This is a genomic window from Methylobacterium brachiatum, assembly GCF_020523825.1.
In the GTDB taxonomy this organism is placed as follows: domain Bacteria; phylum Pseudomonadota; class Alphaproteobacteria; order Rhizobiales; family Beijerinckiaceae; genus Methylobacterium; species Methylobacterium brachiatum.
This window is the reverse complement of sequence record NZ_JAJALK010000001.1, coordinates 573,343-586,208: the sequence shown is the minus strand read 5'-3', so window position 1 is coordinate 586,208 and position 12,866 is coordinate 573,343. Positions and strand designations below refer to the sequence as shown.

Here is a 12,866-nt window from a genome sequence, read left to right as displayed (position 1 = left end):
AGGGTCTTCCGGAGGGGTCGCACCCCTCACCCCAACCCTCTCCCGCACGGGAGAGGGAGTTCGTCGCGCCTTCAAGAAGAGGAAGTCTGAACATTGCTGCCCGCGTAGGCGGCGTAGGCGCAGGGAAGCCCGCGTCGGGCACACGCCTCCCACCATGAGGCCGAAGCCTTCCCCAAAAGGATGCGCCCCCGCTCCGCCGGCGCTATAGACCCGGGATGCCGCCTCTCGCCCTCACCCTCGGAGACCCGGCCGGGATCGGCCCGGAGCTCGCGCTCAGCGCTTGGCTCGCCCGCGGCGGGGCGAACCCGCTGCCGCCGTTCTTCCTGGTGGCCGACCCGGACTTCATCGAGTGCCTCGCCAACCGCCTGAACCGTCTGGTGCCGGTGGCCGAGGTCGATCCCGAGACCGCCGCCGAGGTGTTCCCCCGGGCGCTGCCGGTCGTGCCACTGCCCAGCGGCGCCAAGGTGTCGGCCGAGCCGGGCGCACCGGATTCCGCCAATGCCGGGGCGGTGATCGAGTCGATCACCGCCGCCGTCGCCTTCGTGGCGGCCAAGCGCGCCAGCGCGGTGGTGACCAACCCGATCGCCAAATTCGTGCTGACCCGGGCCGGCTTCGCCCATCCCGGCCATACCGAGTTCCTGGCCGCCCTCTCGGTCCCCCCCGGCCGCACGCCGCCGCGCCCGGTGATGATGATCTGGAGCGATGACCTCGCCGTCGTGCCGGTGACGATCCACGTCCCGCTCAAGGACGTGCCCGGCCTGCTCACCCAGGAGCTGGTGGAGGACACCGCCCGGATCGTCGCCCGGGACCTGCGCGACCGGTTCGGCCTGCCCGAGTCGCGGCTGGTGCTCGCCGGGCTCAATCCGCATGCCGGCGAGGCCGGGACGATCGGCCACGAGGATCGCGACGTGCTCGCCCCCGCAGTGGCGCGGCTGCGCGCCGCCGGCATCGACATCCGCGGGCCGCTGCCGGCCGACACGCTGTTCCACGCCCGGGCCCGGGCGACCTACGACGTCGCCCTGGCGCCGACCCACGACCAGGCGCTGATCCCGATCAAGACCATCGCGTTCGATGACGGGGTCAACGTTACCCTCGGGCTGCCCTTCGTGCGGACCTCGCCCGATCACGGCACCGCCTTCGACATCGCCGGCACCGGCGTCGCGAGGCCGGACAGCCTGATCGCTGCCCTGCGGCTGGCCGAGCGCCTCGCCGCCACCGAGGCCGCCCGCACCGCTCCGGGGCCGGGCGGGGCCGACATCATTCCGTTCAGCATCTATGCCGGACGGCCGCGCGCGTCGGGCGCCCAGCATTTCGACGCCGAGGACGAGCTGTGAGCGATGGAGACGGGCTGCCGCCCCTGCGCGAAGTCGTCGCCCGGCACGGGCTGGAGCCCAAGAAGGCGCTGGGCCAGAACTTTCTCTACGATCTCAACCTCACCGGGCGGATCGCCCGGGCGGCGGGGCCCCTCGAAGGCGTCACCGTGGTCGAGGTCGGCCCCGGACCCGGCGGCCTGACCCGGGCGCTGCTCGCCGAGGGCGCGGCCCGGGTCGTGGCGATCGAGCGCGACCCCCGCGCCCTGCCGGCCCTTGCCGAGATCGCCGCGCATTATCCCGGCCGGCTGGAGGTGGTCGATGCCGACGCGCTCGCCTTCGATCCCCGGCCGCTGATCGGCGACGGGCCGGCCCGGATCGTGGCGAACCTGCCCTACAATGTCGGTACGGCGCTGCTCACCGGCTGGCTCGACGGCGAGGCCTGGCCGCCCTGGTGGGACCAGGCGGTGCTGATGTTTCAGCGCGAGGTCGCCGAGCGGATCGTCGCCGGACCGGAGACCCGGGCGGATTACGGCCGGCTCGGCGTGCTGTGCGGCTGGCGGACCCAGGCCGACATCCTGTTCGACGTGAGCCCCTCGGCCTTCGTGCCGCCCCCGAAGGTGACGTCCAGCGTGGTGCGGCTGATGCCCCGGGCGCAGCCCCTGCCCTGTCGGGCCGGCGCCCTTGAGGCGGTGACCCGGGCGGCGTTCGGCCAGCGCCGCAAGATGCTGCGCCAGAGCCTGAAGGTCCTGACGCCCGAGCCGGGCGTTCTACTGGCGGCCGCCGAGATCCTGGAAACGGCCCGGGCCGAGGAGGTGCCGGTGTCCGGGTTCGTCACCTTGGCGAATCTGTGGGATGCGCAGCGCGGACGGTAGCTCTATCGATCGGTCGCGCGCTTACCGAGCGTGCTGCGGCTTAAGCCGCTACCCCGTCATTCCGGGGCGCCGCAGGCGAGCCCGGAATTCAGAGCCTCCGACGATGCAAGACCATGCTCCGCTTGCGGTTCTGGATTCCGGGCTCCGCTTCGCGGCCCCGGAATGACGGGTTTGTGCGTTCGAGCAACAACCACATCGTGGAGCGATCGACGATGTTGGGAAACACTGCGTCCGCAAACCCGGCGGCTTTCACGCATGAAAAAGCCGGCACCATTGAAACGGCGCCGGCTCGAAGCGTGCGCCCCGGCCTGAACGGCCGAGGCGCCAAGTCCCAAATCAGCGGGTCTGCTGGATCGCCGAGAGCACCCATCCGCGGCCGGGCTGGCGCTGGAAGGTCCAGAGCTCCGTCGCCTCCGGAGCCGGCTCGGTCTTCACGACCCGGCCGCTGGCGCGGTCGACCATGACGTCCTTGAGGGCGTAGCGCATCGCCACGGTGGCGTAGTCGGTGCGGTCCTCGCCCCAGGCTTCCGCGAGGTCGCCCTGCAGGAGCTTCACGTCCGTGATCTTGTTGACCACGCCCTGGGCGGCGTTGTTGCGCAGCTCCTCGTCGAAGTAGCCGGCCATCTCGGGCGTCGCCAGGTTGCCCAGGGTCACGCGATCCTCGCGGGAATAGGCGTCCTGGATGTCGCCGAGCAGCCGCTCGAACGCCTGGTAATCGGCCGGGCCGATCTCGACCTTGCGGGTCTGCACCGGGCGGGCGCCGCCGAACGAGCCGCCGGCCGCCGGGGCCGGGCCGCCCATCGGGCCACCCGGGTTCGGGCCGCCGTCCAGCGTCGAGCGGGCGTAGGGCGCACCGGCGCCGGCCGGCTCGCTGCGGCGACGGAAGAACCGCACCGCCAGCATCACCACCAGCACCACCAAGCCGACCTGGAACAGCAGGCCGATCATCGAGGCAAGGCCGCCGAGGCCGCCGAAGAAGCCGCCGCCGAGCAGGGCGCCGAGCAGGCCCGCGCCGAGCAGGCCGGCGAAGAAGCCGCCGCCGAAGCGACGACCCTGGGCCGGCGCCTGCATGCCGGGATTCGACATGCCGGGGGACGGCGCGGTCTGGGACCGCTGCATGGTCGAGCCGCCGCCCGGCGCCGTCGGCGTGGCCGAGGGCGCCGTGTAGGTGCGCGAGCCGCGTGAACCGAAGGATCCGCCGCCGCCCGGACGGGCCTCGGCGATGGGGGCCGCGACGGTCAGGGCAGCGGCCAGCGCCAGGAAGGCGGCCGTGCGCCGACGACGCGAGAATTGGGTGAGCATGTACACGCCTCTGAGGACGAGAACCGAGTGGCGGAAGCCGCCGACGACTATATGGTGACGGCTCAGCGCGGGTTTTAGTCCGCGCCTCTCGTCGTCGTGATGACGTTTGTCGCGGGCCGTATCCTCAATGCAGCGTCCGGTCCGGCGCCGCCGGGAAGGCGAGGCGGACCTGGGTGCCCTCCCCGGGCCGGCTGTCCAGGGTGATCGTGCCGTTCTGGCGCTTCATCAGCCCGTGCACGATCGCGAGGCCCGCGCCCCGTCCGGCCTCGCGGCTGGTCTGGAACGGCGCCAGCGCCCGAGCCAGCATCTCGGGCGACATGCCCTGCCCGGTATCGCTCACCACGATCCCGACCGTGCCCGGCCCCGGTTGGTGCATGGCCCGGTCGTTCGGATCGATCCGGAAGGTCGAGAGGGTCAGCGTGCCGCCGGCCGGCATCGCCTCGCAGGCATTGGCGACCAGATGCCGCAATGCGAACTCGATCTGGGTCGGGTTGCTGATTGCCCGGGGCAGGCCCGGGGTGGTGTTGACGGTGAGGCGGATCCCGGGGGGAAAGTCGGGGGCGAGCCGCTCGGCGAGATCGGCCACGATGGCGTCGAGATCCACCGGGCGCACGTCCGGGGCGATCCGGCGGGAATAGGCCAGGAGCTGGCGCGTCAGGATCGCGGCCCGCTCGGTGGCGTCGGCTGAGCGGCTGAGTGCCCGCTGAATGAACGGCTCCGGCCGGTCGCCCAGGCGCCGCTTCAGCCCGTCGATGTAGCCGATCAGGATCTGCAGGAAGTTGTTGAATTCGTGGGCGACGCTGTTGGTCAGCAGCCCCAGGGCCTCGCGCTGCCGGGACAACGCTAAGGCGCCCTCGGCCTCGCGCCGCGCCGTGACGTCGAGCATCTGACAGACGGTTTCGTCGGTCCCGGGGAGCCGCCCCACGGCCAAGCTCGCCCAGAAGCTGGTCCCGTCCGACCGCACGGCGAGAAATTCCTGGGGCGCCTCGGCGGACAGGTCCGGGGCCGACCCGCGTGTCGCCAGGATCAGGTCGAGGCCGCGCTCCGCCAGCGCCGCGGCCGGATGCCCGGTCAGGCGCTCGAAGGCCGGGTTGGCGTGCCGGATACGACCCTGCGCATCCACCAGAAAGCTCGGCGTGGGCAGCGCGTCGAGGAGCGCGCGGGCCTGCCCCGTCAGCGGACCGCCCGCCTGGCCGTGATCCGTCCCGGGCTGCGTCATGCTGCGTCCGAGCTGAGCGGGTGCGGGAAACCCGCGAGGAGGCCCGCGATAGCGACGAACCGCGGCCGGGCCAAGTGCGGCAGGTTTATTCTCGGACCGCGGCTACTGCCGGACCCACATCACCCGGGCCATCCAGGCGACCTCGCCGATGTTGAGGACGCGGTCCTCGTGCTCCGGGTTGAGCGAGACCAGCTCCACGGTGCGGGCGGTGCGGCGCTTCAACTCCTTGGCGAGGACCTCGCCGCCGTGGAGGCGCACCACGACCCGGTCGCCCTTGCGCACGCTGGCGGTCGGCGAGACGATCAGCACGTCGCCGTCGCGGAACAGCGGCTGCATGGAATCGCCCTGGATCTCCAGCGCGAAGGCGCGCTCCTCGCCGAGATCGGGGAACTCGATTTCCTCCCAGCCGGCGCCGCCGGTGGGCATGCCCTCGTCGGTGAACAGCCGCCCGGCCCCGGCCTGGGTCAGGCCGATCAGCGGGACCATGGTGCGGGCGGGGATCTCCCGGGCCTCGATCAGGCGCAGGAACTCGTCGAGGCTGGCGCCGGTGGCGGCCAGGACCTTCGAGACCGATTCCGTGGAGGGCCAGCGCTTGCGCCCGTCGGCGCCGATCCGTTTGGACCGGTTGAAGCTCGTCGCGTCGAGGCCCGCGCGCCGGGCGAGGCCGGAGGCGGAATAGCCATGGCGCTCCGCCAGACGGTCGATGGCGTTCCAGATCTGCTCGTGAGACAGCATGTCGGGCTCGAAGGCTCAACGTGAGCGGGCCGGCACCCCCGTCTCGCCAGCCGGCACCCGGCTGCCTCGGGGGCACGAAGGCAATCCCCCCGGAGGATTCGGACCGAAACCGCCGGAGAAGCGCGGAATATTGAAGACCGCCACGAGCCGGCCCGAGTGCCCCGTCTCGGACACCGTTCTGTGACGCTCAGCCTAGTCGTAGGAAAGTAGAACTACAACCTGCAGAATGCAATCGCCCATGGAATGGTTCTGGTTTCCGGGTGTTGCTGGCGGAGAGCGGCGCGTCCGGGTGCGCGCTATGATCGACCCCCTCCACCCCACCCCTCATCCTCGCAAGCCCAGGGACCGTCGATCGAGGGCTCCGCTGCGCGGCCCCGGGATGACGGAATTGTTGTCCGGGCTGCTTCTGCAGAGGCTTAGACGGACGCGCGGGAGAACCTCTGGCGCATGCGTCGGCCGGGACACGCCATCCGCCCCGGTTCCGGCGCCCGGGCCGATGGGCTATGGACCCTCCGATCCCCGGGGAATGACGATGCCGCTCATCTACAAGATCTGCCCGCGTGCGCTGTGGCGCGAGGCCGAGGCGGCGGGGCGGTTCACCGGGGCGCCCGTCGATCGGGCGGACGGTTTCATCCATTTCTCCACCGCCGAGCAGACCGCCGAGACGGCGGCCCGCCACTTCGCCGGCCAGGGCGACCTGCTGCTGATCGCGGTGGAGGCCGACAGGCTGGGCGCCGCCCTGCGATACGAGCCGTCGCGCGGCGGCGCCCTGTTCCCCCACCTTTACGGCGACCTGCCGCTCTCCGCGGTCGCGTCGGTGGAGGAACTACCCCTGGGCGAGGATGGGCGGCATGTCCTGCCGGCCGGGATGCCGCACGCATGATCGCCGCCGCCTTCCCGCTGGTCCGCCCGCTGCTGCACCGGCTCGATGCCGAGCGCGCGCATGACCTGACCCTACGCGCCCTGTCGCTGCTGCCCCCCGGCCAGCCGGCCGCCGACGATCCACGGCTGGCCGTCGACCTGCTCGGGCGCCGCTTCCCCAACCCGGTCGGTCTGGCGGCCGGCTTCGACAAGGGCGCCCGGGTGCCGGACGCGATGCTCGGCCTCGGCTTCGGCTTCGTCGAGGTCGGCGGCGTGGTGCCGCAACCGCAGCCGGGCAACCCGCAGCCGCGGGCGTTCCGCCTCCCCGCCGACCGGGCCGTGATCAACCGCTACGGCCTCAACAGCGAGGGGCTGGCGGTGGTGGCCGGACGGCTGCGCGCCCGGGCCGGCCGGCCCGGCATCGTCGGGGTCAATGTCGGGGCCAACAAGGACTCGACCGACCGCCTGGCCGATTACGTCACCTGTACCAGGACCCTCGCGCCGCTGGTCGATTTCGTCACGGTCAACGTCTCCTCGCCCAATACGCCGGGCCTGCGCGACCTGCAGGGCGAGGCCTTTCTCGACGAGCTGCTCGGCCGCACCGTCGAGGCACGCGATGCGGCCGGCGCCACGGCCGCGGTGCTTCTCAAGATCGCCCCCGACATGGCGCTCGACGCCCTCGACGCGATCTGCGCCACGGCGCTGAAGCGCGGCGTCCAGGCATTGGTGGTCTCGAACACCACGGTGGCCCGGCCCGAGAGCCTGCGGGAGACAAGCCTCGCCCGCGAGACCGGCGGCCTCTCCGGCCGGCCGCTCTTCGGGCCGGCGACCCGGATGCTGGCGCAGACCCGTCTGCGGGTGGGCGACAGGCTGCCGCTGATCGGTGTCGGCGGCGTCGATTCCGCCGAGGCTGCCTGGACCAAGATCGAGGCCGGGGCGAGCCTAGTCCAGCTCTACTCGGCGCTGGTCTATGACGGGCCGGGGCTGGTGGATCGCATCAAGGCCGGCTTGCTGAAGCGCATGGCGGCGGAGGGCGTCTCCGCCCTCCAAAAGGTCGTCGGCCGCGGCGCGGAGGACCTGGCCCGCGCGGCGTGAGCGCCGTTCGTCCGGGCTTTTCGCATCTATCCCTCATCCCCACAGGCTGTGAGTCTTTCAAGCCACGGACGGGCTTGCGTGCCTGAACGATGCGCGGGTCCCCCCTCCCGTGCGGGAGAGGGGGCCTGTCGCGCTTCGTCTTCGAAAGATCAAAAAATTTACAGCCTCTGAGGTCGCGGCCCGCGCAGCGTCGCTTTCGAAGGCGGCCTCCAGGGAGCGCGGGGCCGGCCGGAGCCCTCCTTCGCGGGCCACTGACGCGGGCGCCTCAAGATGGGGTGTGGGTGGGACGGGCGTCGGTCATGTCCGCCTCGCGGGCCATCGTCGATCCTCGACGCCTCTCGCCGGCTGGCATATGCTGATGGCATAGGCCAAACTGGTGCCGATGGGAGGTGGCGATGGATGTGAAGACCGCGAGCCTGTTTCGTAACGGTCGCAGTCAGGCGCTGCGCATACCGCGGGAATTCGAGCTTCCCGGCTCCAGCGTGTCCATTCGACGCCTGCCGAACGGCCATCTCGAAATCTCGCCACTGGGCGAAACCGGCCTGCTGGCGGCGTTCAAGGACGAGCCGCCTTTGCCCGAGGAGCATTGGATGGAAGCAATCCAGGACCTCCCGGCGGAACCGGTCGATCCATGAGCGACCGGTACCTGCTCGACACCAACATCATCTCGGAGATCGTCCGACAGGGCGGCGGAAGCGTCGTCCTGGGTCGGATCACCGGCATCGGGGAGACGAAGATCTGCACGAGCGCCATCGTGGCCAGCGAGTTGCGCTATGGCGCTGCCAAGAAAGGGTCCGAGCTGCTGAGCGAGAAAGTGGAGCGTGCTCTGCGCAACATCGATATCCTGCCCTACGTGGCCGGCGCCTCTCACACCTACGGAACGCTCCGGACAAGCCTGGAGCGCGCGGGGCGGCTGATCGGTGCCAACGACATGCTGATCGCCGCCCATGCCCTTTCCCTGGGCGCGATCTTGGTCACCGACAACATTGCCGAGTTCGCGCGCATCCAGGGTCTGCGGGTCGAGAATTGGCTGCGGGCCAGCGCATGACCGTCCTGTCGGTCACACGTCCGGTTGGGCGATCACGCGCCATCTCCATCAGCGACATCACGATGACGGCGTCCTTCAGGCGCCCGCCCGGCACCGGTGGGTGGCATCGGGACAGTCGTGCCGGATCGAAGGCGCCCCTCGCTCAATGAGTTCCTCAGCCGAACCACAGAGCGTCCAAGCCGCCAATTAAAATGAAGGGCGGGTTGAGTTAAGCGCCCCGCTCCCCGTCCGATCACCGTCGGTGCGAGCGTAGCGACGCAACATCGGGATCCGCACCATTCGGCGCTCGCGCGCTGCCCTGGATTGCTTCGCTGCGCTCGCCAGGACGGAGCGGGATCGACCGGCCGCGGAGCGTCCGGCCCGCCAGTTTAGAAAGGCTTTGCTAAGCGGTGACTTAGCCTGTGCCCCGTGCATGAGGGGCCTGCGCGCGCCCGGCATTGTGACACCTGTCCTGTGCCGCTTATCTCGCGGTTGCGAATTTGCGAGCCGGTCTCGCGTTCAGAGAGCATCCAGGACAATCCATGGCCCAGCCTGACGGGGCTCCGAAGCGCTCATCCGCCGCCGGCGGCTGGGGCGCTCTGAAGAGTTGCGGCAAGCATCTGCTCGGCTCGCGCGCGCCGCTGTCGGGCGCGCGCGCCCTGCTGAAGGCGAACCAGCCGGACGGGTTCGACTGCCCGGGTTGCGCCTGGGGCGACCCGGAGCACGGCTCGTCCTTCGAGTTCTGCGAGAACGGCGTGAAGGCGGTCTCCTGGGAGGCCACCGACAAGCGCACGAAGCCGTCCTTCTTCGCCCGCCACACGCTGACCGAGTTGCGCACCTGGAGCGACTTCGCCCTGGAGGGCGAGGGCCGCCTCACGCACCCGATGCGCTACGATGCGGCGAGCGACCGCTACCTGCCGGTGAGCTGGGACGAGGCCTTCGCCGAGATCGGCTCGACCCTGCGCGGCCTCGACCATCCCGATCAGGCCGAGTTCTACACCTCCGGCCGCGCCTCGAACGAGGCCGCCTATCTGTACCAGCTGTTCGCCCGCGCCTACGGGACCAACAACTTCCCCGACTGTTCGAACATGTGCCACGAGGCCAGCGGCGTCGCGCTGATCGACGCCATCGGCATCGGCAAGGGCACGGTCCTGCTGGAGGATTTCGAGAAGGCGGACGCGATCTTCTGCGTCGGGCAGAATCCCGGCACCAACCATCCGCGCATGCTCGGCGACCTGCGCCGGGCGGCCGAGCGCGGCGCCAAGGTCGTGGTGCTCAACCCCGTGCGCGAGCGTGGGCTCGAGCGCTTCGCCGACCCGCAGAACACCGTGGAGATGCTGCGCGGCTCCAGCCAGCCGATCGCCAGCCACTACCTCCAGCCGCGCTCCGGCGGCGACATGGCGGCCTTCCGGGGCATCGCCAAGATCGTGTTCGCCCGGGACGAAGAGGCGCTGGCCTCCGGCCGGCCCTCGCTGCTCGACCGCGCCTTCCTGGAGCACCACACCGCCGGGCTCGACGCCTATCGCGCCGCCGTGGAGGCCACGAGCTGGGACGCGATCCTCGACCAGTCGGGCCTGACCTACGACGACATCTCCGCCATGGCGGATGTCTATCTCGGCGCGCAGCGGGTGATCGCCACCTGGGCCATGGGCGTGACCCAGCACCGCCACTCGGTGGCGACCGTGCGCGAGATCGCCAACCTGCTGTTCCTGCGCGGCCATATCGGCCGGCCCGGTGCCGGGCTGTGCCCGGTGCGCGGCCATTCCAACGTGCAGGGCGACCGCACGGTCGGGATTAACGAGCGCCCCTCGGTGGCCTTCCTCGAATCGCTGGAGCGGCATTTCGGCCTCGCCATGCCGCGCAAGCACGGCCACAACGTCCTGGCGGCGATCCGGGCGATGCGCGACGGCACGTCGAAGGCGTTCATCGGGCTCGGCGGCAACTTCCTGCGGGCGACGCCGGATACCCCGGTGGTGGCCCAGGCGCTCGCCTCCTGCCGCCTGACCGTCCACATCGCGACCAAGCTCAACCACGCCCACCTGGTGCCGGGCGCCATCGGCTACCTGCTGCCCTGCATGGGCCGCACCGAGATCGACCGGAACGCCGCGGGCAAGACCCAGATCGTGACCGTCGAGGATTCGATGAGCATGGTCCACGGCTCGGGCGGCATCAACAAGCCGGCCTCGAAGGAGCTGCGCTCGGAGATCGCGATCATCGCCGGCATGGCCCAGGCCACCGTCGGCTCGGCCGCCATCGACTGGGCCGGGCTCGCGGTCGATTACGACCGGATCCGGGAGGCCATCGCCGCGACGATCCCGGGCTTCTCGGAGTACAACACCCGGGTGCGCAAGCCGCGCGGCTTCATGCTGCGCAACCTCGCCGCCGAACGCGTCTTCGAGACCGCCTCCGGCCGGGCCAACTTCTCCGCCGACGCCCTGCCGGCCGAGACCGAGCACCAGGTCGCGAAGAAGTCCCAGAACACGTTCGTGCTGCAGACTTTCCGCAGCCACGACCAGTACAACACCACGATCTACGGGCTCGATGACCGCTACCGCGGCGTCTACGGCGAGCGGAAGGTGCTGTTCGCCCATCCGGACGACCTCGCGGAGATCCGCGACCGGCTCGGCGAGCGCGTCGACATCGTCGGCCTCCATGCCGACGGCGTGACCCGGCGGGCCGAGGATTTCCGGCTGGTGCCATTCGACATGCCCCGGGGCGCCGTGGCGGGCTACTACCCGGAGCTGAACGTGCTGGTGCCGCTCTCGACCTTCGGTGAGAAGAGCGACACGCCGACCTCGAAGTCGGTGCTCGTCACCCTGGAAGCCCGGGCGGCGGCCTGAGACGCGTGGGCCGCGATCTCGACGAGGCGGCGTTCGTCGCCGCTTTGGACCGCCGGACCGCGGCCCAGCCCGGGATGGACGCGCTGGAAGCGGGGTTGCTGGCGGCCCTGGATCTCGGCCTGCCGGGCGACAGCCGGGCCTTCGCCCGCAGCTTCGGGGTCGAGCACGCCCTGGTGCTGCGCGCGCTCTCCGCGCTGGAGGAGGACGGCCACGTCACCGTGACCGCCCGCGATGCGCGGACCCAGCGGACGCGCTACGACCTAGCGGCGTAGCGCCGGATCCGGGACTTCACCGGCCGGCAGCGGCGGCCTCCAGGGCCGCGATGTCGAGCTTCACCATGGCCTGCATGGCCGCGAAGACCCGGGCCGCCACCGCCGGATCGGGATCGGCGAGCAGGCGCGGCAGGGTTTCCGGTACGATCTGCCAGGGCACGCCCCAGCGGTCGCGCAGCCAGCCGCACATCATCTCCGCGCCGCCCTCCGCGGTGAGGGCGCGCCAGAGGCGGTCGACCTCGGCCTGATCGGCACAGGAGATTGAGATCGACGCGGCGGTCCCGTACGCGGCCGGAATCCCGCCATTCAGGGCCTGGAAGCTCTGGCCGCCCAGCGTGAACGCCACCAGGATCGCGGCGCCGGGCTCGCCCCCGGGCCAGGGGCCCGGCGCCCGCAGGATCGGGCCGAGGCTCGAGCCCGGCACCAGCGACACGTAGAACCGCGCCGCCGCCTCGGCGTCGTGGGCGAACCACAGACAGGTGCTGATCGTCGGCATGGCGGCATCTCCCGGGCGGATCGGCGCGGCTCCCGGAGCCGGCCGCGCGTTCGGCTTCCGGATGACGGGGCGCTCAGCGCTTCCCCTGGTTCATCGCCCAGACGATCCCGAACGGATCGCGCAGCTGGCCGTAGCGGTCGCCCCAGAACATCTCGGCCGGCTCCATCAGGGCGGTGGCTCCCGCCGCGACGGCCTGGGCGTAGCGCGCATCGATCCCCTCAACCATGAGCATCAGGGAGAAGGCTTGCGGTGCCTGCAGGGGATGGCCGTGTTCGGGAAAAGCGTCGCTCAGCATCAGCGACGAGCCGTTCACGTGGAGGTGGACATGCATGGTCCGTCCCTGGTCGTCGACGGGCATCGCGGTGACGATCTCGGCTCCGAAGGCGCGGACGTAGAACTCGGCCGCCTTCATGGCGCCGTCCACCGTCAGGTAGGCGACGAGCCCGCCCTTCACCGGGGCCTCGGCCGGAATCTCTGGGTTCGCGCTGCTCATCGTGCCGCCCCGGGTTTTCAGCCGCGCGCTCAAGATGCACGAATCGAACGGCATCCGACGCGACCGGTCGAATATCGTCTCATTCCCGGGCCGCTCAGTCGAGCCGTGTGCGAATATTGAATGCCGCCGACGCATTACACTGGATGCCTGTATTCGCCAGATCGAGGCGGCAGGGTCTTGAGCGCAGGTGCGGCGCGGAACCGAATGTCCTCGTGGGCATCCCCGCTCTCGGGAGGCCACCCAGTGCTGCGCGCGCCCAGCCAGGACGCGAGCCAAGCTTGACCTTGGACAATCCTTCGTTGCACCTCGGCCGGGCATCCGGATGCCGGCTGTGTCGCAGG

The 12,866-nt window shown here is 70.9% G+C and carries 13 protein-coding genes; 8 read left to right on the top strand and 5 right to left on the bottom strand.

Annotation, left to right across the window (positions count from 1 at the left end; translation table 11 throughout):
* Window positions 1-215 precede the first annotated feature (215 nt).
* A complete protein-coding gene (gene pdxA / locus LGR69_RS02835; RefSeq protein ID WP_230365105.1) occupies window positions 216-1,334 on the top strand; it encodes a 4-hydroxythreonine-4-phosphate dehydrogenase PdxA in 1,119 nt (372 codons plus the stop codon).
* Entirely contained in the window at window positions 1,331-2,185 is an 855-nt protein-coding gene (rsmA, locus tag LGR69_RS02830) for a 16S rRNA (adenine(1518)-N(6)/adenine(1519)-N(6))-dimethyltransferase RsmA (RefSeq protein WP_230365104.1), read from the top strand. The genes pdxA and rsmA overlap by 4 nt, the downstream gene beginning before the upstream one ends.
* Window positions 2,186-2,521: 336 nt before the next feature.
* Here the strand turns inward: rsmA and LGR69_RS02825 are convergent, their stop codons facing one another.
* The 3 genes from LGR69_RS02825 to LGR69_RS02815 all read right to left on the bottom strand — a co-directional run bounded on the left by LGR69_RS02825 (window position 2,522) and on the right by LGR69_RS02815 (window position 5,441).
* The gene (locus LGR69_RS02825; RefSeq protein ID WP_091857760.1) at window positions 2,522-3,487 is read right to left on the bottom strand and encodes a TIM44-like domain-containing protein; all 966 of its coding nucleotides are present in this window, start codon (window positions 3,485-3,487) and stop codon (window positions 2,522-2,524) included.
* A gap of 124 nt (window positions 3,488-3,611) precedes the next feature.
* Window positions 3,612-4,706, bottom strand: coding sequence for a two-component system sensor histidine kinase NtrB (locus LGR69_RS02820; RefSeq protein WP_230365103.1), 1,095 nt, complete (start codon window positions 4,704-4,706; stop codon window positions 3,612-3,614).
* Between the two features lie 102 nt (window positions 4,707-4,808).
* Entirely contained in the window at window positions 4,809-5,441 is a 633-nt protein-coding gene (locus tag LGR69_RS02815) for a S24 family peptidase (protein ID WP_007567824.1), read from the bottom strand.
* Between the two features lie 532 nt (window positions 5,442-5,973).
* On the opposite strand from LGR69_RS02815, the gene LGR69_RS02810 reads away from it, so the two are divergent.
* From LGR69_RS02810 to LGR69_RS02785, 6 genes are all read left to right on the top strand, one after another.
* Window positions 5,974-6,324 (top strand): DUF952 domain-containing protein, encoded by a 351-nt coding sequence (locus LGR69_RS02810; RefSeq protein ID WP_230365218.1) that lies wholly within the window; start codon window positions 5,974-5,976, stop codon window positions 6,322-6,324.
* Window positions 6,321-7,397: a quinone-dependent dihydroorotate dehydrogenase gene (locus LGR69_RS02805; protein WP_230365102.1), complete on the top strand. Its 1,077-nt coding sequence runs from the start codon at window positions 6,321-6,323 to the stop codon at window positions 7,395-7,397. The genes LGR69_RS02810 and LGR69_RS02805 overlap by 4 nt, the downstream gene beginning before the upstream one ends.
* Before the next feature lie 395 nt (window positions 7,398-7,792).
* Entirely contained in the window at window positions 7,793-8,032 is a 240-nt protein-coding gene (locus tag LGR69_RS02800; RefSeq protein WP_230365101.1) for an antitoxin, read from the top strand.
* A complete protein-coding gene (locus tag LGR69_RS02795) occupies window positions 8,029-8,445 on the top strand; it encodes a type II toxin-antitoxin system VapC family toxin (RefSeq protein ID WP_230365100.1) in 417 nt (138 codons plus the stop codon). Before LGR69_RS02800 ends, LGR69_RS02795 begins: the two co-directional genes overlap by 4 nt.
* A gap of 521 nt (window positions 8,446-8,966) precedes the next feature.
* A complete protein-coding gene (locus LGR69_RS02790; RefSeq protein WP_230365099.1) occupies window positions 8,967-11,264 on the top strand; it encodes an FdhF/YdeP family oxidoreductase in 2,298 nt (765 codons plus the stop codon).
* A gap of 5 nt (window positions 11,265-11,269) precedes the next feature.
* The gene (locus tag LGR69_RS02785) at window positions 11,270-11,536 is read left to right on the top strand and encodes a hypothetical protein (RefSeq protein WP_230365098.1); all 267 of its coding nucleotides are present in this window, start codon (window positions 11,270-11,272) and stop codon (window positions 11,534-11,536) included.
* Window positions 11,537-11,552: 16 nt separating this feature from the next.
* Here LGR69_RS02785 and LGR69_RS02780 read toward each other — a convergent pair whose 3' ends face one another.
* Together LGR69_RS02780 and LGR69_RS02775 are read right to left on the bottom strand one after the other, a co-directional pair.
* Window positions 11,553-12,032 (bottom strand): VOC family protein, encoded by a 480-nt coding sequence (locus LGR69_RS02780; RefSeq protein ID WP_230365097.1) that lies wholly within the window; start codon window positions 12,030-12,032, stop codon window positions 11,553-11,555.
* A 73-nt stretch (window positions 12,033-12,105) separates the two neighbouring features.
* Window positions 12,106-12,525 carry a VOC family protein gene (locus tag LGR69_RS02775; protein ID WP_039904112.1) on the bottom strand — a complete coding sequence of 140 codons (420 nt, stop codon included), beginning with the start codon at window positions 12,523-12,525 and terminating at the stop codon, window positions 12,106-12,108.
* Window positions 12,526-12,866 lie beyond the last annotated feature (341 nt).